The 22,048-nt window shown below is 63.6% G+C and carries 15 protein-coding genes and 3 rRNA genes; 5 read left to right on the top strand and 13 right to left on the bottom strand.

What is annotated here, in order from left to right:
• The first annotated feature begins 67 nt into the window (after positions 1-67).
• The 3 genes from ACFTE1_RS23510 (at position 68) to ACFTE1_RS23500 (ending at position 2,594) form a co-directional block, all read left to right on the top strand.
• Positions 68-673 (top strand): TetR/AcrR family transcriptional regulator, encoded by a 606-nt coding sequence (locus ACFTE1_RS23510; RefSeq protein WP_380625885.1) that lies wholly within the window; start codon positions 68-70, stop codon positions 671-673.
• Positions 674-723: 50 nt separating this feature from the next.
• Positions 724-1,266, top strand: a complete 543-nt coding sequence (locus ACFTE1_RS23505; RefSeq protein ID WP_380625887.1) for a hypothetical protein — start codon at positions 724-726, stop codon at positions 1,264-1,266.
• A 125-nt stretch (positions 1,267-1,391) separates the two neighbouring features.
• Positions 1,392-2,594, top strand: coding sequence for a cation:proton antiporter (locus ACFTE1_RS23500; protein WP_380625889.1), 1,203 nt, complete (start codon positions 1,392-1,394; stop codon positions 2,592-2,594).
• Positions 2,595-2,637: 43 nt separating this feature from the next.
• Here ACFTE1_RS23500 and ACFTE1_RS23495 read toward each other — a convergent pair whose 3' ends face one another.
• Positions 2,638-4,209, bottom strand: a complete 1,572-nt coding sequence (locus ACFTE1_RS23495) for a ricin-type beta-trefoil lectin domain protein (RefSeq protein WP_380625891.1) — start codon at positions 4,207-4,209, stop codon at positions 2,638-2,640.
• 167 nt (positions 4,210-4,376) lie between these two features.
• Here ACFTE1_RS23495 and ACFTE1_RS23490 point away from each other — a divergent pair, with 167 nt between their 5' ends.
• Together ACFTE1_RS23490 and ACFTE1_RS23485 are read left to right on the top strand one after the other, a co-directional pair.
• Positions 4,377-5,042: an MBL fold metallo-hydrolase gene (locus ACFTE1_RS23490; protein WP_380625893.1), complete on the top strand. Its 666-nt coding sequence runs from the start codon at positions 4,377-4,379 to the stop codon at positions 5,040-5,042.
• Positions 5,043-5,152: 110 nt separating this feature from the next.
• Complete coding sequence (locus ACFTE1_RS23485) at positions 5,153-5,797, top strand: GNAT family N-acetyltransferase (RefSeq protein WP_380625895.1); 645 nt, start codon at positions 5,153-5,155, stop codon at positions 5,795-5,797.
• A 78-nt stretch (positions 5,798-5,875) separates the two neighbouring features.
• On the opposite strand, the gene ACFTE1_RS23480 is transcribed toward ACFTE1_RS23485, so the two are convergent.
• From ACFTE1_RS23480 to ACFTE1_RS23425, 12 genes are all read right to left on the bottom strand, one after another.
• A complete protein-coding gene (locus ACFTE1_RS23480) occupies positions 5,876-6,157 on the bottom strand; it encodes a hypothetical protein (RefSeq protein WP_380625897.1) in 282 nt (93 codons plus the stop codon).
• Between the two features lie 264 nt (positions 6,158-6,421).
• On the bottom strand, positions 6,422-6,910 hold the full coding sequence (locus ACFTE1_RS23475; RefSeq protein WP_380625899.1) for a uridine kinase family protein: 489 nt from the start codon (positions 6,908-6,910) through the stop codon (positions 6,422-6,424).
• A 64-nt stretch (positions 6,911-6,974) separates the two neighbouring features.
• On the bottom strand, positions 6,975-8,603 hold the full coding sequence (locus ACFTE1_RS23470; RefSeq protein ID WP_380625901.1) for a gamma-glutamyltransferase family protein: 1,629 nt from the start codon (positions 8,601-8,603) through the stop codon (positions 6,975-6,977).
• 159 nt (positions 8,604-8,762) lie between these two features.
• A complete protein-coding gene (locus tag ACFTE1_RS23465) occupies positions 8,763-9,962 on the bottom strand; it encodes a hypothetical protein (RefSeq protein WP_380625903.1) in 1,200 nt (399 codons plus the stop codon).
• 85 nt (positions 9,963-10,047) lie between these two features.
• Complete coding sequence (locus tag ACFTE1_RS23460; RefSeq protein ID WP_380625905.1) at positions 10,048-10,416, bottom strand: hypothetical protein; 369 nt, start codon at positions 10,414-10,416, stop codon at positions 10,048-10,050.
• Between the two features lie 631 nt (positions 10,417-11,047).
• Positions 11,048-11,164: ribosomal RNA gene (gene rrf / locus ACFTE1_RS23455) — 5S ribosomal RNA — on the bottom strand.
• Positions 11,165-11,294: 130 nt separating this feature from the next.
• Positions 11,295-14,418 (bottom strand): 23S ribosomal RNA (locus ACFTE1_RS23450).
• A 364-nt stretch (positions 14,419-14,782) separates the two neighbouring features.
• Positions 14,783-16,313: ribosomal RNA gene (locus tag ACFTE1_RS23445) — 16S ribosomal RNA — on the bottom strand.
• The 16S, 23S and 5S rRNA genes sit together here, the layout of an rRNA operon.
• A 573-nt stretch (positions 16,314-16,886) precedes the next feature.
• The gene (locus ACFTE1_RS23440; RefSeq protein WP_380623364.1) at positions 16,887-17,765 is read right to left on the bottom strand and encodes a DUF3626 domain-containing protein; all 879 of its coding nucleotides are present in this window, start codon (positions 17,763-17,765) and stop codon (positions 16,887-16,889) included.
• A gap of 334 nt (positions 17,766-18,099) precedes the next feature.
• The gene (locus ACFTE1_RS23435; protein WP_380623362.1) at positions 18,100-18,984 is read right to left on the bottom strand and encodes an ABC transporter permease; all 885 of its coding nucleotides are present in this window, start codon (positions 18,982-18,984) and stop codon (positions 18,100-18,102) included.
• Positions 18,977-20,002 (bottom strand): ABC transporter permease, encoded by a 1,026-nt coding sequence (locus ACFTE1_RS23430; protein ID WP_380623360.1) that lies wholly within the window; start codon positions 20,000-20,002, stop codon positions 18,977-18,979. The genes ACFTE1_RS23435 and ACFTE1_RS23430 overlap by 8 nt, the downstream gene beginning before the upstream one ends.
• An 83-nt stretch (positions 20,003-20,085) precedes the next feature.
• The gene (locus ACFTE1_RS23425; protein ID WP_380623358.1) at positions 20,086-21,852 is read right to left on the bottom strand and encodes an ABC transporter substrate-binding protein; all 1,767 of its coding nucleotides are present in this window, start codon (positions 21,850-21,852) and stop codon (positions 20,086-20,088) included.
• Positions 21,853-22,048: the final 196 nt, after the last annotated feature.

The raw sequence follows: 22,048 nt of genomic DNA, 5'->3' as shown, positions 1-22,048 counted from the left end.
CCTAAAAACAGAACGAGAAAACGTTTTTATGAGTTGTTTTATACAGGGTCCGACGACGGGAGGCCGCATGCCGATCCAGTACACCGCCGAGGAGCGCGACGCGATCCGCGCCCGCATCCGCGAGGCCGCGCTCCAGAGCTTTCAGGAGAAGGGCCTGAAGAAGACCACCCTGGCCGACCTGACCGGCCCGGCCGGCATCGCCAAGAGCACCTTCTACCAGTTCTGGGACTCCAAGGAGGAGCTCTACCTGGAACTGCTCATCGAACTGGGCGACCGGGTCCGCCGCAGGACGGTCGCCGAGGGCCTCCACCGGGGCGCCGGCACCAAGGACGCGCTGCGCCGGTACCTCTACGGGGCCGTCGCCGTCATCGACGCCGAACCCCTCTACAAGCGGGTCATCTCCCGACCGGACGACCTGGCGCAGCTGCTGAAGAAGATGACGCCCGAGCAGGTCTCCGAGGCCTCCGACAGCGGTATCAACGACGTCCTGGACTTCGTCGCCCGCGAGCAGGCCGCCGGCCGGATCGCCGGCGATGATCCGGGCACGGTGCTGGGCGTCCTGCGGGGCGTCCTGCTGCTGCCCGTCCACGAACCCGAGTTCGGCGACGGCTACCGGTCGGTCCTGGAGGCGACCATCGAGGCCGTGACGACCGGACTGACCACCGAACACTGAGGACCCCCGGCGAGCGCCCCACGGCGCCGCCTTGCGAAAGGAATCGAAACATGGACATTCTTATGGACTTTCTGGAGTGGGCCTGGCCCCGCCACCTCAACCCGATCAGCTGGTACATCCGGCCGCTGTTCTTCCTCCCCATGGCCTACTTCGCCTGGAAGCGCCGGCCCTGGCTCCTGACGGCGACCATCGCCGCCATGCTGTCGAGCTTCTTCTGGTTCCCCGAGCCGGAGGTCGTCAACGACGACATGCAGCAAGTGCTCGACATGGAGCGGGACCTGTTCGCCGACCCCACCTGGGTCACCTGGGCGTCGCTCGCGATGATCCCCGCCTCGATCGGCGGGCTCCTCGCGGCCTTCTGGAAGCGGTCCCTGGGGTGGGGCCTGGCGGTCATCAACATGATCATCGTCGTCAAGTTCCTCTGGGTCGTAGCCAACTCCGGCCTCGCCGGCGCCGCGGCTACCGCGCTGCCCTACGTGCTGGCGCTGGCGCTCATGAACGGCGCCGTCGTCGCGATCGCCCGATGGAAGGGCCTCTCCCTGAGCCTGCGGGGCTCGAAACCGCGCGACCACAAGGAGACTCAAGAGGCTTGAAAGAGCGGAGCGGCCCTTGGCCATGGAGGGCGGTCCGGCACCGAGCCGGGCCGCCCTCTTGTGCTCTGCCGCGACTTTCGCCCGTTTCGCCCGCGCGCGGCCGGAGCGCCGCATAGGTTGTGGGGATGGACTTCAACGTCGACCAGAACCTGGCCGTCGGCCTCTTCGTCGCCGCGACCGCCGGACTGCTCGCCCCGCTGCTGTCGGAGAAGCTGCGCCGCTGGGTGCTCATCCCCACCGTGGTCCTCGAAATCCTCCTCGGCATCCTTTTCGGCCCCCACGTCCTCGACTGGATCAAACCCAACCGGATTCTCGAGGGACTCTCCCAAGTGGGCATGGCGATGTTGTTCTTCATCGCCGGATTCGAGCTGAACCTCGGCAAGATGAAGCCCAGGCTCGCCGGACTCGCGGCTTCGGCCTGGCTGATAGCCGTGGGAGTGGTCGCCGCCGTCGCCGCGCTGACCGGCGCGGGCCATCCGGCGCTGTGGGCGATCGCCCTGTGCTCCACCGCCCTGGGGACCGTCCTGCCCATCGCCAAGGACGCCGGGGCCCTGGAGACTCCCGTCGACGGGCCGCTCAAGTCCACCGGGGCGGTCGGAGAGTTCGGGCCCATCCTGCTGCTGGCCCTGTTCTTCTCGCACTCGGAGCGTTCGGCGACCTTCACCTGGACGCTCCTGCTGATCGGCCTGGCCTTCTCCGTGATCGCCCTGTCGCGGCTGCGGCGCTCCGACCTCGTCTCCCGCGTCCTGACCGCGACGCTGGGCACCAGCGCCCAGTTCGCCGTCCGCTTGGCGCTCATGGCGCTCATGCTCAGCATCGCCGTCACGGCCGTGGCGGGGGTGGACGTCGCCCTCGGTGCGATGACGGCGGGCATGCTCATCCGCCTGCTGCTGACGTCCATGAAGGACGAGGACATCGAACGCGTCCAGTCCAAGTTCGACGCCATCGGCTACGGCGCGTTCATTCCGGTCTTCTTCGTCTACACGGGAGTGACCTTCCCGGTGGACCAGCTGTGGAAGCATCCGTCGAGCCTGGCGATGCTGCCGCTGTTCCTGGTGGCGTTCCTGGTGCTGCGCGGCGGTCTGACCTGGCTGTTCTTCGCCCGCCACGTCGACCGGCCCCACCGGGGCGCGCTGGCGCTGTTCGCCTCGGTCGAGCTGCCGCTGGTCATCGTGGCCGCCCAGACCGGCCTGGACCGGGGGATCATCGACTCGGCCCAGGCCGCCTCGCTCATGGGGGCGGCGCTGGTGTCGGTGCTCCTGTACACGCTGCTGGGGCTGCACTTCCTAAAGAAGGCAGCCCCGAAGGAGCCCACGCCGGCCGAGTGAACGCGGTGCCATGGGCGCCGACACCGGCGCCCATGGAGTCGGACTAGTAGGTCATGGACCCGATCCAGTCGTCGTGACCGTAGCCGACCGGGTCCGAGTAGGCGCGGTCCTCCCAGGTGACGGAGGTTCCCTCCGCGCCGCAGTGGCGCATCACCAGACCGTCGCCCTCGATTTCGGGGAACGCGACGCACAGGGCCGGGTCCACGGCGGACTTGAGCTCGCCGCCGTCGGGGATGAACCGCTGGTTGCCGGTGCCGGTGCACTTCCACAGCACCAGCTCGGTCCCGACGGCGATGTCGCCGCCCTTTATGTCGACGCACCGGGCCTGGCTCAGCTCGATCTGGATCGTCTGGGTCCCTTCGTCATAGCGGAATCCCTGGTTGCGGCCGCCGTGGCAGTCCCACGCCACGAGAGAGGTGTCGTAGCGTGCGTTGTACCCCTCGGCGTCCATGCAGTAGCCGCCGGACTGGACGTCCTGGAAGGAGAACAGGCCCTCGTACAGCTGCGGCTCGCCCGAGTAGTTGACGTCGACGCAGGTTCCCGTGTCGAGGTCGGGGCGGTCGTAGAACTGGGTCACGCACTCGGCGAAGGCTCCGTGCCCCCTGTAGTTGGGGTGGAAGGACTGCCGCAGCGCGTGCTCGTTGAGGCCGGCGCCGAGGTCGATGTAGAGGCCGCGGGCCCAGGTGTCCTCTTCGCACACGGAGTGGCCGTCGAACAGCCGCGACAGGTCGAGGTAGCGGGCGCCCTGGTCGAGGACCGCCTCGCGCACTCCCCGCTCGAAGAGCGGGACGGCCTTGTTGCGGCCGAAGGCCATGTCCTCCAGGTAACCGAGGCATCCGCCCCCGTACCAGCCGGGGAAGTCCGGGTTGTCCTCGACGTCCGGGCTCATGGGCGTCGGGTAGGACATGAACACCAGCTCGAAGTCCTCCTGGAGGTATCCCGCCTCGGTCATGGTGTTCTTGATGGAGGCCACGGCGTTCGCGACGCCGTCGCGGGTGACCTCGACGCGGGCGGACCAGTCATCGGTGTAGGTCGGCCAGCACTCGCCCTGGAAGAGGACGCGCTTGGTCACGCAGTCGGTCATGACCGGGCCGAACTCCACGCCGTTGGTGTCGTTGGCCCCGACGGCGACGTAGATGAGCTTGACGTTGGTGTTGCGGGCCTTGACGGCCAGGTTGTCGCCCTGGTTCATCTCGTCCCACTGGGACTGGCCGGACCCCTGGACCAGGTGCGGCGAGGCCGCTCCGGAGCAGGCGATGTTGAAGACCTCGTCGGTCTCGATCCCGGTGCGGTACAGGGCCTGGTCGTAGGAGCGGTGGCACCAGTTGCCGTCCCGGTCGGTGTCGGGCTCGTAATTGCCCACCCCCTCACCGGACATCTCACTGTCGCCCATGGCGACCTGCGAGGTGGAGCGTTCCTCGCGCGGACGGATCTCCGGGCTGCCGTAGAGTTCGACGGCCTGCTCCGCTCGGACGGCCTCGAGCTCGGCCGAGAGCGGCACGGGCTCGGGTCGGACGCCGGAGGCGCTCTCTCCGTAGGCGTTGCCCTGCACAGCGAGAGTGCTGAGGACGGCGGCCCCTGCCAGGACCGCCAGCGACTGTCTTAGGCGCTTCACGTTCACCTCCATTGATGGAATGGCATATATACCTACCAGACGGTAGCATTACCCCGGGGTAATGAGAACCCTCGATGAAAGAGAATTTTAGAAACTTCGAATCTTAGCTACGTTCACATTCAAGCCCCAGGTCGACAGCGCCCCTGTCGGTCTGGCAGTATCGCACCATGACCAACCACGTCAACTCCGGGTACACCGGGCACGTCACGCCAGAGGGGCCCGCCCAGACCCGCGACCTCGCCGGCCTGCGCATCACCAAGTTCTCCGTCTCCGCCATGGACAACAACTGCTACCTCCTCGAAGACCGCGGCACCGGGAAGAAGATCCTCATCGACGCCGCCGCCAACGCCGAGCGCATCCTCGAAGTCACCGGAACCGACCTGGAAGCGGTCATCACCACCCACCGCCACTGGGACCACGTCCGCGCGCTCCAGCAGGTCATCGAAGCGACCGGCGCCGAAAGCTACGCCCACCCCGACGACGCGCCCGAGGTCCCCGTCGTCACCAAGTCCGTCACCGACGGCCAGCGGATCACCCTCGGCAGCTGCGACCTCCAGATCATCCACCTCGTCGGCCACACGCCCGGCTCCATCGCCGTCAAGTACGACGACCCCGAGGGCTTCAGCCACATCTGGAGCGGGGACTCACTCTTTCCCGGGGGCGTCGGGAAGACCGACGGCCCGGAGAACTTCACCAGCCTGGTCGACGACGTCGAGGAGAAGATCTTCAACCTCTCCACCGACGGCACCACCGTCTACCCGGGACACGGCGACGACACCACCATCGGCAAGGAACGCCCCCACCTCTATGAGTGGCGCAAACGCGGCTGGTAGGGCCATACCACCGCCCGCGTCCGCAGTCCGCAGTCCGCAGTCCGCAGTCCGCAGTCCGCCTAGGCGATTATCCCGTTGCGCCCGTCGGCTGCCCTCCATAGGCTGAGCCCATGCGAAACTACGCCCCGCTCAACCTGCGCGTCACCACTCCCCGGCTGGAGCTCGCCGGCGCGACCGACGAACTGCTCGACCGCCTCGCGCCCTCGGTGCGCGAGGGAAAGGCGATGGCCGAACCGGCCCCGTTCGACGACCCCATATCGCTGTACGAGGACGACCCCGACCTGCGCGTGGCCAAATGGATCCAGGGCGTCTGGAGGGGACGCGGCAGGGTCGACGCCGAGAACTGGCGCCTGTACTTCGTGATCCTGCACGACGGAGAACCCGTGGGGATGCAGGACCTGATAGGAGACCGGTTCTCCTCCTTCGGCACCGTCGTCACCTTCTCATGGCTGTCCAACGACGTCCGCGGCAAAGGCCTCGGTCGCGAAATGCGCGAGGCCGTCCTGCACCTGGCCTTCGACGGACTCGCGGCCGACGAGGCCCACAGCGACGCCTTCACGGACAACAAGGGATCCAACGGAGTCTCACAGTCCCTGGGCTACAAGAAGAACGGGACGGAGTGGGAGAAACGGCGCGGCGAAACAGGCCAGATACAGCGCTGGCGCCTCACACGACGGAACTGGCTGCCCCACCGCCGCGGCGACATAGAGATCCACGGCCTCGACGCGACGAAGGCCGTCCTCGGACTGACCTGACCGAGAACACCCGCCACGGAGGCAATGCGCCTCCGGTACGCCGTGAGACGCACCGGCCGAAGGAGTTCGACGGCCCGTTCAGCCGTCCACGGGCTCGCGAAAAGGACGGACCGACCGCGCGATCGCGTCTCGCAGCCCGCCGATCCACTCCACTGTCGCGCGCGACCGCAGATCATCGCTGTGCAGGTGCACCTGCGGGTTGAACCACAGGAGACACTGAGCTGTCACCGCCGGATAGGTCGCCTCCTTCTCCGACACGTTCCACAGCTCGACCATCACGCCGTTGAGCCGCATGGCGAACTCGACGCCGTCGTAGACGATGGGTTCCAAATCGCAGTCGCCGGGCGAGCGGGGTTTCATGGATCCTCCTCGAGTAAAGCGCGGGCAGGCACTTCGCCCGCCGGAGGACAGACGACACAGTGCCGGTCATTGATTAGACGACCCCCGCGCCCGAGACTCATCGCGGCCGCGCACTAGATCCGTGAACTTCAATGAAACGGCACGTCACCGCACACAGAAAACCCACAGAGCACCCCATGCGCCCCGAGCCCGATCGCTCGACGAGCCGCGTCGGCGCCTCCCGGCAGCACACCCGGACAGACGGCCGGAAACTCCCGAACGGCCCTAACGAGTCCCGTCAACGACCATGTCGGCCTTGCCCGCCGGATCCTCACGCCGGACATAAACGTCCTCCTCGGCCATCCACGACGCCCAGAAATCCGCGGCCTCCTCGCCATCGCGATCCAGACCCCGGCGCAAACGGACCTCTCGCGGAGTCTCCACCCACACGCTGAACGACAGGTAAGGCCGGAACGCCTCACGAGAAGAGGACACCCCCTCCACGATCACGAACTCGGCCGGCTCCACCACGATCGGAACATCCCGCAACGCGCCCAACTCCCAGTCGAACGGCCGAAACCGAGCCGACCGGTTCTCCGACAACGGAACGAGAACCTCGTCACGCAGCCGCGGATACCAGTCCAGCGGCACGTCCCACGAAGCGAAGTCATCGGTGTGCACAATGGATGCATCCAGCCGATCTGCCAAGAGATCAGCGAAGGTGCTCTTCCCCGACCCGCCGGGACCGTCGATCGCGACCACCCGAGTCGACATGCCGTCAGGAGCCACTGACGCGGCAACCCGCTCCGCCGCCTCCGAAAGAACCCCGCGGAAAGGGCTAACGCTCACTGCGGGACACCGTCCCCGTCTCCGAGCGCGGATCGGCCGCCGCCTGGACCCCACCGTTCCGGAAGTCGATGACATGCGCATGCCCGAACGTGGAGCCCTGCTCCACCTCGACCCACTCATGGCCCGACTCCGACAGGACCGAACCCCAACCCTCCGGAGCACCCGACTCCAAGTCGACGTCGACCTCGTAATCCGTCGAAGCACCCGCCGCGGCGAAACGCGGCGCGGCGGCATCGCCCCACGTGCCGAAACCGGTCGTTCCGGGGTGCAAACGCCAACGCGGCGCCCACATCGCCTCCGCCGCCGACTGCCCGTGGTGCAGAACCCTCGCCGCCAACTGCATGACGATCTGCGGCTGCGAATCCCCGCCCATCGTCGTCGCCACCAGGCGCGGCCTGCGCGTCTCCGGATCGGTCGCCAGGAACGGAACCAAGGTGTGCGGGGGACGGCGCCCCGGCGCGTACTCCGCCCGATGCCCCTCGGCGAGAGTGAAACCGGTACCCCGGTTCTGCAGCCCCACGCCCGTCGCCGGCTCGAAGACGTGGGTCCCGAAGCCGGCGGCATTGGACTGGATATAGGAGACGGCCATCCCGTCCCGGTCGGCGGCCGCCAGCGCGGTCGTACCGCCGACGGCCTGTACGCCGGGAACCTCAGCGCGCTCGCCCTCGCGGATCCAGGAGGCCCGCTCGTCCAGCGACTCCAGGACCGAGGACACGTCGGAGTCCTCGAACAGGACCTCGGGCCGGTCGAACCCGGCCACGCGGGCGGCCTCGGCCATCGCGTGGGCCCAGCGGCCGTCGTCGGGGTCGTCGGGCAGGAGACCCCGCTCCGCCAACCGCTCGGCGATGCCCAACCCCGCCAGGGCGAGATAACCCTGCGAGTTCGGCGGCGCGGTCCACAACCGCGCGCCGAAGGCGTCCAGAGACAGCGGCTCCACCCAGTCGGCGTTGAACCTCTCCAGGTCGGCTTCCGTGAACTCGCCCTTCGCCATCGCGATCAGTCCTCGACCGAACTCGCCGCGGTAGAATCCGTCGCGTCCTTCGGCCGCAACGGCCTCCAGTATCCGCGCGACACCGGGTCGTGCCATGCGCCGCCCCAGCTCGGCCGGGGAGTCCCCGTTCTCCGACACGAGCGGACGCCACAGGTCCTCGGCACCGGGCGTTCCCGCCAGGTTGCCCTTGACCGCGCGGGCCAGCATGCCGGTGGCCTCGAACCCCTCGGCGGCGATCCGCCGAGCCGGGTCGAGGAGGTCTTTCATCGGAAGCGTCCCGAAACGCTCGTTCAACGCGACCCAGCCGTCGACGCAGCCGGGAACCGGCGTGGCGCGGATGTCGTCGCGGAACGGCATGACGGAGTGGCCCTCTTCCCTCATCCGGGCCGCGTCGGCGCCCGACCCGGCCCTTCCCGTGGCGTTGAGGCAGGCCGGCTTCTCCTCACCCGGGATATGGACCAGCGCGTAAAGATCGCCGCCCAGACCGCACAGGTGCGGCGCGACAACGGCGAGGACAGCGCCGGCGGCGATCGCCGCGTCGACGGCGTTGCCACCGGACTCCAGCACTTCCCGACCGGCCGAGCTCGCCAGCGGGTCAACCGTCGAAACCACTCCGAGAGAATTCATGGATCCCACTCTAGCCTCGAAAAACACCAGGTGAGGCAGCGGGTCCGCCCGTACTGTGAGTTATTCGCGACGACCGTTTTCGATCGGGTGTTCGCCCTGAATACGGGGCACGAAACGACGGGAGGCGGTCCGCCGGCCGGCGGACCGCCTTCCCGAGGTTCAGCGGGGAGCTACCACAGAGATCGCCTTCCGGCGCAGCCCGTAGGCGAATACCGCCAGCCCCAGAGCCGGGCCCCAGATCGGCAGGGGTATCCACAGCACCAGGCTGAGGTCGCCCGTGCTGATCGCGCGGCCTATCGCGGCTGGGGCACCCGCCGAAATCAAGTACGCTACCGCGAACCCGGGAATCAATGCGGCCTTGGGGTTCACCGGACGTCCTGCCAGTACCGGCATCCACGACGGCCACACCTCGCCCCACCGCCTGACCAACCCGATCGTCAATGTCGCCCCGCCGACGGCGGCGAAGCCGAGCATCAGCCCGAATGAGATCACGGCGGGATTCAACTGCACGGCCTCGTCCGGTTTCGGATAGGGCCACGGCGTCAGCCACGTCATCCGGGCCAACACATACGGCATGGGCCCCGCGGCCGCCACATAGGCCGTAACCTTGCCCCACTTGGCCGCGGACTCCGGAGACAGCATTCGCCGAACCGCGTCGGCCCCACGGGACTTCGAAACGCTTATTTCAGCAGAGAACAGTTTCCACATGATCGCGATCCACAAGATCCCCCCGACGGAGCAGAAGAGCTCCACCAAGGGCCACAGACCCATCGCGGCGATCGCGTCCACCGTTCCGAGGGCCATGTCCGCGATGTCCCCACCTCCCAGCGAACCGCGGAGAAAGAGGATCACAGCGAGAACCGAGGCCCCCACGGCCACTGACACTCGGGCCTTCCACGACCGCATTGAGAACACCAGGCCCACGATGATGAACGGCAGCAGGTAGGCCGCCAGGTACCCCGCGAAGGTCAACACCGATGGCCCGGGGATCAAGAACCCGAGAATCAACGCGGGAACCGCCGCGACCCACCAGAACGTGCGGAGTCGGAGTGCCCGATTTCCCGCCGATCCGATGGCGATCATCGACAGCGCGACGATGGCGAGCCCGATCGGCAGAGCGAGCTCCGGCAACCAGTCCGGTCTGAAGATTCCGCGAATCGTCGGCCCGGAAGGGTGGCTGGAAGGCGGGCCGTCGCCAGCGGCCGCCCGGACGAACCACCATCCGGAATAGGCCAACGCGAAGAGCCCCCACAGGACCAGGCTGATCCTCGCGACGGTTCCGAACCCGCCACGAGGGCGGGAAGTGCCGGGGCCACCGATGCCGCCGGCGCCCGCTTCTGTATCAGTTCGAGTAGTCATGGCACCATCGTCCGGCGAACGAGAGCGCTGGGAATCCCCGTCACCGGGGAACCTTCTCCCCCGCTGAGGGGAGAAGCGATTACGACTACAGGCTGAACCAGGCTATAAGCCCCGCCCAGGCGATGTATCCGAGATTGACGACGATCCGAGCCGCCACGACCGGCGGCCGCAAGAGTAGGTCACCGTCAGTGCTCATCTGACGTGCCGCGTCGAGGTGGGAGACCATGTAACCGGAGATGAGGAGAACCGCGGCCAGAGACGCCGCGAACCGAAGGTCCGGAAAGAACATCATGGCGCCCAGCCCGATCTCGGTCGCTCCACTCGCGATCACTAGGACTGTTTTCGCCGGCATCCATGACGGAACCAGGCCCCTGAAGTAGCCCCGGAACAGAAAATGGCTGCAGCCGACCAGAATAAGGAAGATCCCGAAGGCCGGGGACGCGACGTCGTACATGCCCTCACTCTAGACCTGAAACGCCATACACGGACACCCGAAATATCGGACCGCGCCGAAAACCGTTCCAGCGCCGCGCCCCCGCTTTCTCGACGCCCAATACATCCGGACCCGCTTGAAGAGGGCCCGAATACTCTCCCCGCAGGCGATGAAGGGAGCACCGATCGCCTCTCGTCGGGTCTCCAACTACACCTTCGTGCCAGCCACCCGTTCGTAGGCCACGTCCGACAACGAAGCCGGCCTCCCGACCGTTCAATGGTGCGACGAGGAATTAAGAACCGAACGAGGACGGGCGTCAGCCACCCTGCCGCAGTATCGTGAACTCGGTGACGGGCAATGGCGAGTGTACGAGGCTCTTTGAAACACCTGCCCTTGGGGATCAGGTTCTCGATCCGGCCTCGTGAAGCAATCCATCGGGAAACAACGCAACTGTCCTTGACCGACGGTCACGATGCTGCGATGGCCTGGACAAGAACGGGCCTCCCGATCGTTCTCTTTTACTGTGCTACACAGGAGGACGAACTGGAGGCCCATGTCATGATCAGGCAACGCCGTTCTTCGGGTACACGAAAAAGAGGGTTGCTCCTCCCCCTCTACCAAGGAAAGAAACAACCCTCAATCAATGTTTAATGTTTGGCGGCGACCTAATCTCCCACACCCTCTCGAGTGCAGTACCATCGGCGCAGGGAGCCTTAACAACCAGGTTCGGAATGGAACTGAGTGTACCCCTCCCGCTAACACCACCAAACAAACCCACGAGACACAAACATATCCTCGGGATCCGAGGTGTGCTGCCTCAGAATCATATAGCGTGCGTGAATATCTCGTTTAGCTCTCTACCGTTTCAACACCCATATGCAACCCCAACAGGTTGAATATTGGTTAAGCCCTCGGTAATTAGTACCAGTCCACTCCACACCTCACGGCGCTTCCATGCCCAGCCTATCAACCCCATCATCTCTAGGGAACCTCACCAGCAATAATACTGACGGAGACCTCATCTCGAAGCACGCTTCCCACTTAGATGCTTTCAGCGGTTATCGCTCCCGAACGTAGCCAACCAGCCATGCCCCTGGCGGGACAACTGGCACACCAGCGGTTCGTCCATCCCGGTCCTCTCGTACTAGGGACAGCCCTCCATCAAATCTCCAACGCGCGCGGCGGATAGGGACCGAACTGTCTCACGACGTTCTAAACCCAGCTCGCGTGCCGCTTTAATGGGCGAACAGCCCAACCCTTGGGACCAACTCCAGCCCCAGGATGCGACGAGCCGACATCGAGGTGCCAAACCATCCCGTCGATATGGACTCTTGGGGAAGATCAGCCTGTTATCCCCGGGGTACCTTTTATCCGTTGAGCGACACCACACCCGTACGTTGATGCCGGATCACTAGCCCCAACTTTCGTTCCTGCTCGACCCGTCAGTCTCACAGTCAAGCACCCTTATACGCTTACACTCACCAACTGGTTTCCAACCAGCCCGAGGGCACCATTGAACGCCTCCGTTACCATTTAGGAGGCAACCGCCCCAGTTAAACTACCCACCAGGCACTGTCCCCCAACCCGATCAGGGCCGAAGGTTAGACACACCATTTAGCCAGAGCAGTATTTCACCAACGACTCCACCAACACTAGCGTGCCAGCTTCCCAGTCTCCTGCCTATCCTACACAAACCAAACAACATGCCAATACCAAGCTATAGTAAAGGTCCCGGGGTCTTTCCGTCCTGCCGCGCGAAACGAGCATCTTTACTCGTACTGCAATTTCGCCGAGCATATGGTTGAGACAGCAGGGGAATCGTTACGCCATTCGTGCAGGTCGGAACTTACCCGACAAGGAATTTCGCTACCTTAGGATGGTTATAGTTACCACCGCCGTTTACTGGCGCTTCAATTCACCACGACAGGCCAAAGCCTTAATGGATCCTCTTAACGTTCCAGCACCGGGCAGGCGTCAGTCCATATACATCACCTCACGGCTTAGCATGGACCTATGTTTTTAGTAAACAGTCGTTCCCCCCTGGCCTCTGCAACCCCCACCAGCTCACAGTCGCTTGACTACACCAGCAAGGGCCCTCCTTCTCCCGAAGTTACGGAGGCAATTTGCCGAATTCCTTAACCATACATAACTCGAACGCCTCAGTATACTCTACCTGACCACCAGTGTCGGTTTAGGGTACTGGCCGAACCACACTCGCTAGAGGCTTTTCTCGACACCACGGAATCACGGAATTCACTCAAAAGAACTATGCATCAGCGCTCACCCTCAATGTGCTCCGGATTTACCTAGAACACGGGCTACCACCTTACCCCGCCTAAACCACCAGACGGTACCGCTATCCCCATGCGTCACCCCATCACTACACTAACAACAGAAAGGACCCCAACCAGATCACGAAAACAAACAACCGAAGCCGTTCGATCCCAGTCACCAGCCAGTTAGCATAACTGCCTTCGCACAACACGTATGATTCGGGTACCGGAATATCAACCGGTTATCCATCAACTACGCCTCTCGGCCTCGCCTTAGGCCCAGACTAACCCAGAGCGGAACAACCGTCCTCTGGAACCCTTAGTCAATCGGCGGACCAGATTCTCACTGGCCTCACGCTACTCATGCCTGCATTCTCACTCGCACACACTCCACGGACACACCCTAACGGGCTAGCTCACGCTTCCGCTTCCCCGCATGTACGACGCTCCCCTACCCAACGCCCGACTCACAAGTGAATCAGACTTTGCTACGGCTTCGGCGGTGCACTTCAGCCCCGCTACATTATCGGCGCTCAACCACTCGACCAGTGAGCTATTACGCACTCTTTCAAGGATGGCTGCTTCTAAGCCAACCTCCTGGCTGTCAACGCGATCAAACATCCTTTTCCACTCAGCACACCCTTAGGGGCCTTAGCCGGTAATCAGGGCTGTTTCCCTCTCGACAATCGATCTTCTCACCGACAGTCTCACTGCCAACCATGAATAATGGCATTCGAAGTTTAACTCGAGTCAGTAACCAACACGGCCCATTCCCGAATCAGAGCCCTACCACCACTACACATAAACATTGACGCTGTACCTAAATACATTTCGGGGAGAACCAGCTATCACGGAGTTTGATTGGCCTTTCACCCCTACCCACACCTCATCCCCCCAATTTGCAACTTAGGTGGGTTCGGGCCTCCACACGCTCTTACACGCGCTTCACCCTGGACATGGGTAGATCACCCCGCTTCGGGTCTAGAACACACAACTCAACGCCCTATTCAGACTCGCTTTCGCTCCAGCTACCCCACAACAGGTTAACTTCGCTGCATACCCTAACTCGCAGGCTCATTCTTCAAAAGGCACGCCATCACCCACCCGACAAGCAAAAACTCATCGCCAGGCTCTGACGGATTACAGGCACACGGTTTCAAGCACTATTTCACTCCCCTCCCGGGGTACTTTTCACCATTCCCTCACGGTACTCATCCACTATCGGTCACCAAACCTCTTTAGGCTTACCAGACGGTCCTGGCAGATTCACACAAGGCTCCACGAACCCCGCACTACTCGAGCATCAGACCCGAACCCATGAACATTCCTTCGCCTACGGGACTATCACCCACTACGGTCGGCTTTCCCACACCATTCGACTAAAACATCCACAGAGAACCTGTTCCCGGCAGGAAACAACGATCCAACCTCACAACCCCGCATCCGCAACAGCTGCCGCCTTGACACGAACACGGTTTAGCCTCCTCCGCTTTCGCTCGCCACTACTCACGGAATCACTATTGTTTTCTCCACAGCAGGTACTAAGATGTTTCACTTCCCCACCACACCACTACTCGCCCTATACATTCAAGCGAGAGCAACCGACCACCAAGCCGGCTAGGTTACCCCATTCGGAAACCCTGGGATCAACGCCCTGTTGACAACTCCCCCAGGAATATCGCAGCCTCACACGTCCTTCATCGGTCATTTGGCACCAAGGCATCCACCATGCGCCCTCATTAACTTAACCAACACACACAGGTGTCAATCAGATAGAAAACATAAAGACACTCACGCACACTATACAAATCTCAAACAACACACCAGCCCGAACCCTCCACCACACAACAGTAGCTTCAGAAACAGACCAGGCTCCGAGACGTATTGCCTCAGAACCTAAACAGGGTGCCAGCACCAGAAGAAAACACAAAGTACTCTCTCACTGATGCTGAAGGATAATCAACGTACGTCTTGCTCTGACACACCAAAAAAACATTCAGTCTTACACACCCCGAACACTCACAGAGACAACCGAATGTCACCTCTTCAACGATCGGGATGGTCGGAAACCAACAGTTACTAAAACTTCACCGTAGCCTCCATAGACTCCTTAGAAAGGAGGTGATCCAGCCGCACCTTCCGGTACGGCTACCTTGTTACGACTTCGTCCTAATCGCCAGCCCCACCTTCGACCGCTCCTCCCCACAAGGGGTTAGGCCGCAGGCTTCGGGTGTTGCCAACTTTCATGACGTGACGGGCGGTGTGTACAAGGCCCGGGAACGCATTCACCGCAGCGTTGCTGATCTGCGATTACTAGCGACTCCACCTTCATCGAGTCGAGTTGCAGACTCGAATCCGAACCAAGACCGGCTTTACAGAGATTCGCTCCACCTCACGGTATCGCTGCCCGCTGTACCGGCCAATGTAGCATGCGTGAAGCCCTGGACATAAGGGGCATGATGACTTGACCTCATCCCCACCCTCCTCCGGTTTAACACCGGCAGTCTCCCGCAAGTCCCCACCATTACGTGCTGGCAATACAGGATAAGGGTTGCGCTCGTTGCGGGACTTAACCCAACATCTCACGACACGAGCTGACGACAGCCATGCACCACCTGTCACCCAGTCCGAAGAAACCACTATCTCTAGCAGCGTCCGGGTGATGTCAAACCCAGGTAAGGTTCTTCGCGTTGCATCGAATTAATCCGCATGCTCCGCCGCTTGTGCGGGCCCCCGTCAATTCCTTTGAGTTTTAGCCTTGCGACCGTACTCCCCAGGCGGGGCGCTTAATGCGTTAGCTACGGCACAGAGCAGAAAAACCACCCCACACCTAGCGCCCACCGTTTACAGCATGGACTACCAGGGTATCTAATCCTGTTCGCTCCCCATGCTTTCGCTCCTCAGCGTCAGTACAAGCCCAGAGATCCGCCTTCGCCACCGGTGTTCCTCCACATATCTGCGCATTCCACCGCTACACGTAGAATTCCAATCTCCCCTACTTGCCTCAAGCCTGCCCGTATCCACCGCAAAACCCCAGTTAAGCCGAGGCCTTTCACGGCAGACGCGACAAGCCGCCTACGAGCCCTTTACGCCCAATAAATCCGGACAACGCTCGCGCCCTACGTCTTACCGCGGCTGCTGGCACGTAGTTAGCCGGCGCTTATTCAAACACTACCGTCAACACAGCAAAAACCATGCCTTCGTCATGAATAAAAGGAGTTTACAATCCGAAAACCGTCATCCTCCACGCGGCGTCGCTGCATCAGGCTTCCGCCCATTGTGCAATATTCCCCACTGCTGCCTCCCGTAGGAGTCTGGGCCGTATCTCAGTCCCAATGTGACCGGCCGCCCTCTCAGGCCGGCTACCCGTCGCCGTCTTGGTAGGCCACTACCCCACCAACAAACTGATAGGCCGCAAGCCCCTCCCAGGCCGAAAAAACTTTCCACACCAGACCATGCGATCCGATGTCATATCCGGTATTAGCCACCGTTTCCAATGGTTATCCCAGAGCCTAGGGCAGGTTACTCACGTGTTACTCACCCGTTCGCCACTCGAGTACCCCCGAAGGGGCCTTTCCGTTCGACTTGCATGTGTGAAGCACGCCGCCAGCGTTCGTCCTGAGCCAGGATCAAACTCTCCAACAAAAAACTAATAAATTCGCAATCGCAAAGCAACGCAAAATAACCAGTGTGTCGAAGCGATACCTGACCGATTCTTGTAAATAAAGAAATCAACAGTCAAATACAAACCATGAACCCACCAGAAACCCGAAAGCCCCCAGCAAATCCAATGGCCCGCACGCTGACCATCCAAACACCCTGTTCAGTTCTCAAACAACACGCCACAACCAGATCCAGTAAGCTTCGCTTGACTTTCCCCGATCGGAGCAACTCATTCAGTGTATCAGAGCCATTTTCCCGATCCTTAACCGGATCGGCGTGACTCACATAACCGAGATGATTGTCGATGTCTGTCCGTCGCAACCGCTTTCAGTCCTACTCGATGTTTCCCGCCTCCTTGGAGGCGATCACCTTTCGGCCTGTCTGTCCGGTTGTCCCGGCGACAAGAACTAATCTACGGCACTGATCCCGGGGGCCTGAACGAGGGGGTCGACCCTAGTGACCCAGCACTCCATTGCGGCCTGCTGTCAAGGGATTTAGCAGGTCGGGAGCTTCGTCCTATGTGGTTATCGCGGGTAAGACCGCTGTCGCCCTTGGTCAACCGCTGTTCATTTCGTGCCAGGGGTACCCGAAACGCGCGACGCAATGCCAGACCTTCTTCAGCCGAGAGTGGTCGTACGTTCCTTCCCGGGCAGCGGTCCCGATCTCTCGAGCGGTGAGGGCCCCGTCGTTCAGAAGCGCGGCGGCCACGTTGGCGATCTCCTCCCCTCTGTATCCGGCGCAGAGGGGAACGTCTTCGGCATCGAGTGTGAATCCAGGATGAAACTCGACGGGGAGCGAGAGCTTTCGAGCGCCGTCCTCTACCGCTGTGCCCCGGAAGCTCGGATCGAGAACGACGGTCTCCACGTCGCGGTCGAAGCGTATGCCGCCGTGCACCTGAGCCTCGACATAGTTGTCGAGGTGGTCGCGGCGCGAAGCGTCGCTCATGGCCGGCAGTCCGTTGGCCTCGGCGACCCCGAAATGGCGCGGGGCGCCGGCGCTGTCGGGGAAGCAGAACGTGGAGTGGGGCAGAACCGTCGGCTTGAGTCGGAGGTGGGAGGACCCGAAACGGGGCGAGGCGCCGAACGGAAGGGCCCTGTGGTTGAGGGCTCCGTACACGGGTCGTTCATGCGGTGCGGAAGTATCGTAGGCACCGCCGAATATGCGGCCTTCCCACGTCCACCGGTCGCCGCCGGGGAAGGCGGTCATACCGCCATTGCCGGTGCCGGTGGCGAATTGGGAGAGATAGACGCCTTGGTCCTTGAAGGAGTCAAGGATCGGTCGGCCGCCGGCGGCTCGGTCGGGGTGGAAGTTGACGGTGATCCGGTGGGCGCGGTCGAGGGCCGGACCGAAGGCGCGGCGGCGCACGAATTCCACTGCGAGCCGCTGGGATTCGCTCAGCTCGCGTGGCGGCGGGAAGCTCCGTCGATCGCCCATGGCGGGATCTTAGCCGCTTTTCCCGCGGAATGGAATGGTCTCTTCTCTCATTGGAGGATTCTGACGGATGCCAGTCGTCCTCTTCTTCCGGCGCTGGAGGTCGGGGAGCGAAGGGCGAGGCGCATGGTGCGTGAAGAGCCCGGCATAGAAGTAATACCGCACTGTTGCCGTTGGTTCTGGACGTTCGGATGCGCCGACCCGTCGGTCTTCACCGAGGGACGCCGGCGTCGCGGGACGAGTACCGGTCGCCCGGTGTTGGGGCGGAATCGGCACGGGCTCGCCCGTCTTCGGGCTGAGGCGCCGCGTCCGCTCACGCGGAGCGTACTTTTCCGGCTCAACGGCGCACCAGTGTCTGATGGGGGTCCATGGCGTCGCGGATTCCATCGCCGATGAAGTTGACCGTCAAGGCGATGGCGATGATGATCAGCCCGGGAATGTAGAAGAGGTACCAGTGTTCGTTGAAGGCCGACTCCCCGGCGTCCTCGATCAGGCGCCCCAAGGACGTGTCGGGCGGCTGGATACCGATGCCGAGGAAGGAGAGGGTGGTCTCGGCGAGGATGGCGAAGGCGATCTGAAGTGTCACGGAGACGATGACGGTCCCGGCCGTGTTGGGGAGGATGTGGGTTCGGATGATGCGCCAGTCTCCGCAGCCGGTGGCGCGGGCCGATTCGACGAAGTCCTTCTCGCGCAGGGAGAGCGTTTCCGCTCTGACGGCGCGGGCGGTGAACATCCAGGAGAACGCCAGGAGGACCAGCGCGATGGCCCACCACGAGGATCCCGTGCGGAGGTTGCCGCTGACGACGGCGACCACGGCTATGAACGGGAGGATGAAGAGGACGTCGACGGCACGCATGACGACCGCGTCGACCCAGCCTCGGAAGTAGCCTGCGGCGGCGCCGGCGAGCGCCCCCAGGACGGTGGATCCGACGGCGACGGTGAAGGCGACGTTGAGGGATATCTGGGTGGCGCGCATGGTGGCGCCGAGCATGTCGTGGCCCTTCTGGCTGGTGCCGAAGGGGTGGTCGCCGGTCGGGGGCGCCCAGGACGGTATGTCGGGGCTGTAGCGGTGGTCCCATTTCCACAGGTGCGGGCCGAGGTAGGCGAAGGCGGCGATGAGCAGCAGTACGGCGAGCCCGACTACCGCGGGGCGGTGGCGGAGGAAGCGGCGGAGCACCGTCTGCCAGTAGGTGCGTCCGTCCGTCGCGGTCGGTTCATTCAAGGCGGATCCTAGGGTCGATGACGCCGTAGAGGACGTCGGAGAGGATGACGCTGAGCATGACGAGCGTTCCGGAGAGCATGAGGTAGGCCATGGCGGCGAAGGTGTCGATGTCGGTGATGGCGGTGAAGGCCCATGCCCCGATTCCCTGCCAGCCGAAGATCTTCTCGATGACGATGGAGCCGCCGAGGGCGAAGGAGAGGCCGAGGGGCCCGAACGTGGCCACGGGTATCAGGGCGGTGCGCAGGGCGTGGCGTCGCATGACGGTGCGGTCGGGGACGCCTTTGGCGCGGGCCAGGCGGATGTACTCGGAGTTGAGGACTTCGAGCATGGCCGAGCGCTGGTAGCGGGACAGGGAGGCGTAGCCGGTGAGCATGAGGACGAAGGTCGGGATGATGAGGTAGGGGAGGGCGTCGGCGAACGTCGCCCAGGCCGATCCCTCGAATCCGGGGGTCTCGTCGCCCCAGGTTTTGAAGAGGTCCGTTCGGAACAGGTCGTTGAGCTGGACGCCGGCCTCCTTCATGAGTTTGGCGAACCAGAAGGTGGGCAGGGCGAGCGCGAGGAATCCGACGAAGGTGAGGACGTGGTCGAGTTTCGAGTACTGGCGGACGGCCGAGACGACGCCGGTGATGACGGCTAGGGCGATCGAGGCCAGGGTCGCGAACGCGACGAGCCGGAAGGTGGTCCCGAAGCGTTCCTTCAGTTCGGAGCCGATGTTGTTGGCGGGCCCTTCGGTCGAGGGCCCGAACTTGCCTTGGAGCAGGCCGATGTCGCCGTTGGTCTCGCCGAGTCCGGTGAGCCACAGCCAGTAGCGTTCGGGGAGGTTGCGGTCGTGGTAGAGACGTTCTTCGATCGCTTGGCGGGCGGAGAGGGAGATCGCTTCGCCGTGTTGTTGTTCGTAGGCGACGACCTGGTTCTGGACGGGGTCGCCGGAGAGGTCGATGAGGAGGAAGCAGAGGACGGAGGCGCCCAGGAGGATGGGCACCATGATGAGGACGCGGCGGAGGATGTAGATGCCCAAGGCGTCTCCTTCCGGGGGCGGGGAGGGCGGGCGGCGCCGCCCTCCCGTCGCGGGTCGTGCCCGCGCCGTATCGTGGCGGGGCTTCAGTTCTCGGGGAGTTCGCTCCAGCCCCACTCGTGGACGTTGTAGAGGACCCGGTAGGTGTCGGCCCAGTTCTCGCGGACGTTGACGAGGCCTTCGTCGGCGATGACGACGCCGGCCCTCTCGCCGACGGGGAGTTGGTAGGCCTGGTCGACGACGAGGCGCACGGCGTCGTTGGCGTATTCGGCGGCCTGGTCGAGGTCCGTGGTGCGGCGGATCTTCTCCACGGCGGCGTCCACGTCGGGGTCGTCGAGGCCGCCGTAGTTGGATCCTCCGGTGGAGTGCCAGAGGTCGTACGGGGTTTCGGTGAACAGCGGGGTGGTGCCGAATCCGTAGTGGATCATGTCGAACTGGCGCTCGGCCAGGACGTCGCCGAACTCGTTGTTCGGGATGACGGCCGTCTCGACTTCGATTCCCAGGTCCTTGAGTTGGGATTGGGCGATCTCGGCGTAGGTGGAGGACTCGGAGGTGTTGGAGAAGCGGAAGGTCAGCGTCACGGGTTCGCCGTCGGGGGTGTGGAGGACGTCGCCTTCGAGGGTGTAGCCGGCGTCTTCGAGCGTTCGCTTGGCGCGGTCGACGTCGCCTTCGCCTTGTCCGGCGGCGCCGATGTGGTCGACGTAGTAGTCGCTGTCGTTGCGGAAGGCGTGGTTTCCTTTGGGCGGCACGTCGTCGAGGACGAGCCCGGAGACGCGGCCGTTGAGTTCCTCCCGGTCGAGGGCGTAGAAGACGGCCTGCCGGAAGGCCTGGTCGGAGGTGTACTGGCCCTGCATGTTGAAGTCGATGTGGCCCCAGGCCGATCCGGAGCTGACGTGGTATTTGACGCCCATTCCGGGGGCGTCGGACTCGAGGTTCCGGATTCCCTCGGGGCTGACGTTCATGGGGGTGGCGCCTTGCAGGGTGCCCTGTTTGAGTTCGGTGAGGAGCGTGTCGAACTCGTCGTAGGCGCGGATGGTCAGTTCGTCGAGGTAGGGGCCTTCGCCGCCGGCCCAGTCGGGGTTGCGTTCGTAGGTCACGTAGTCGGAGACCTCGGCGGAGGCGATGGTGAACGGCCCGGTGGACCATTCGGGGACGGTGGTGGAGAAGTAGTCGAAGGTCTCGGCCATGGTCTCGGGGTCGGTCTTCCAGTCGCCGAGGCCGGCGTCGTCGAGGACGTGTGTGGGGGCGGTGCCGAAGAAGGCGTTCTCGTAGGGCCATTCGGGCGTGGTGTAGCCGTCTTCGTAGGTGACTTGGATGAGGTCGTCCTCGGGTTCTTCGACCGCGGCCACGTTGGTCCCCCAGGTGTCGCCGATGGGGCAGCCGTCGCATCTCTCGGCGTCGGCGCTCGTGGCGTACCAGTGGTAGATCCAGTCGTCGAGGGTGATCGGCTGCCCGTCGCCCCAGTTGGCCTCCGGGTTGAGCGGGTACTCGACGGTCAGGGGGTCCTCGGATGCGAGTCGGGGTTCTCCGGCGAGGATGGCGTCGTCGTAGACGAACTCCTCGTTCTGGTTCCAGTTGCCCAGTCCGATGCCGGCCGCCATGGGGCGCAGGGCCCAGTAGAGGGCGGCGACGCCGTCGTCGGCGCTGTAGAGGTTCCAGCCTCCCCAGGTGGCGTCCATGCCCCAGGCGACGGAGCCTCCTTCCACCGGGTCTCCGCTGTTGCAGGTCATCGGGGCGTCCTCGCACTCCTCGAATCCGAGGTTGCGCGTTCCGCCGGCGCCGTCGCCGCAGGCGGCGAGCGCGGTCAGGCTCGCCGCGGTGACGAGGGCCAGGGTCTTCGATCGGGTTCCCATGAACCGCTCCTCCGGTCTCGGGATCAATACCAATCTATGGATTCTCACGCCGGGGCCCGGGGGTGAACCATCCGAGGCACAACGGATACCCTGCTGTTACCGTCTCGTTATCGGTTCCGTTGATTTTGATGAGGCACAGGAGAAGAGGCCGCAGAGGAAAAAGCGGCGCGAGTGCTTCGCCCGAAGGGACGCGGGC

The organism is Salininema proteolyticum (genome assembly GCF_042685645.1).
Taxonomy (GTDB): Bacteria; Actinomycetota; Actinomycetes; order Mycobacteriales; family Micromonosporaceae; genus Salininema; species Salininema proteolyticum.
Note: the sequence above shows the minus strand (reverse complement) of the source record. Positions and strands in the feature narration are given on the sequence as shown.

Coding starts and splice junctions, on each gene's coding strand:
- ACFTE1_RS23475 (WP_380625899.1), bottom strand. CDS start 6,910: ATGTCGACTCGGGTGGTCGCGATCGACGGTCCCGGCGGGTCGGGGAAG.
- ACFTE1_RS23485 (WP_380625895.1), top strand. CDS start 5,153: ATGCGAAACTACGCCCCGCTCAACCTGCGCGTCACCACTCCCCGGCTG.
- ACFTE1_RS23500 (WP_380625889.1), top strand. CDS start 1,392: ATGGACTTCAACGTCGACCAGAACCTGGCCGTCGGCCTCTTCGTCGCC.
- ACFTE1_RS23510 (WP_380625885.1), top strand. CDS start 68: ATGCCGATCCAGTACACCGCCGAGGAGCGCGACGCGATCCGCGCCCGC.
- ACFTE1_RS23470 (WP_380625901.1), bottom strand. CDS start 8,603: ATGAATTCTCTCGGAGTGGTTTCGACGGTTGACCCGCTGGCGAGCTCG.
- ACFTE1_RS23465 (WP_380625903.1), bottom strand. CDS start 9,962: ATGACTACTCGAACTGATACAGAAGCGGGCGCCGGCGGCATCGGTGGC.
- ACFTE1_RS23480 (WP_380625897.1), bottom strand. CDS start 6,157: ATGAAACCCCGCTCGCCCGGCGACTGCGATTTGGAACCCATCGTCTAC.
- ACFTE1_RS23425 (WP_380623358.1), bottom strand. CDS start 21,852: ATGGGAACCCGATCGAAGACCCTGGCCCTCGTCACCGCGGCGAGCCTG.
- ACFTE1_RS23490 (WP_380625893.1), top strand. CDS start 4,377: ATGACCAACCACGTCAACTCCGGGTACACCGGGCACGTCACGCCAGAG.
- ACFTE1_RS23440 (WP_380623364.1), bottom strand. CDS start 17,765: ATGGGCGATCGACGGAGCTTCCCGCCGCCACGCGAGCTGAGCGAATCC.
- ACFTE1_RS23460 (WP_380625905.1), bottom strand. CDS start 10,416: ATGTACGACGTCGCGTCCCCGGCCTTCGGGATCTTCCTTATTCTGGTC.
- ACFTE1_RS23505 (WP_380625887.1), top strand. CDS start 724: ATGGACATTCTTATGGACTTTCTGGAGTGGGCCTGGCCCCGCCACCTC.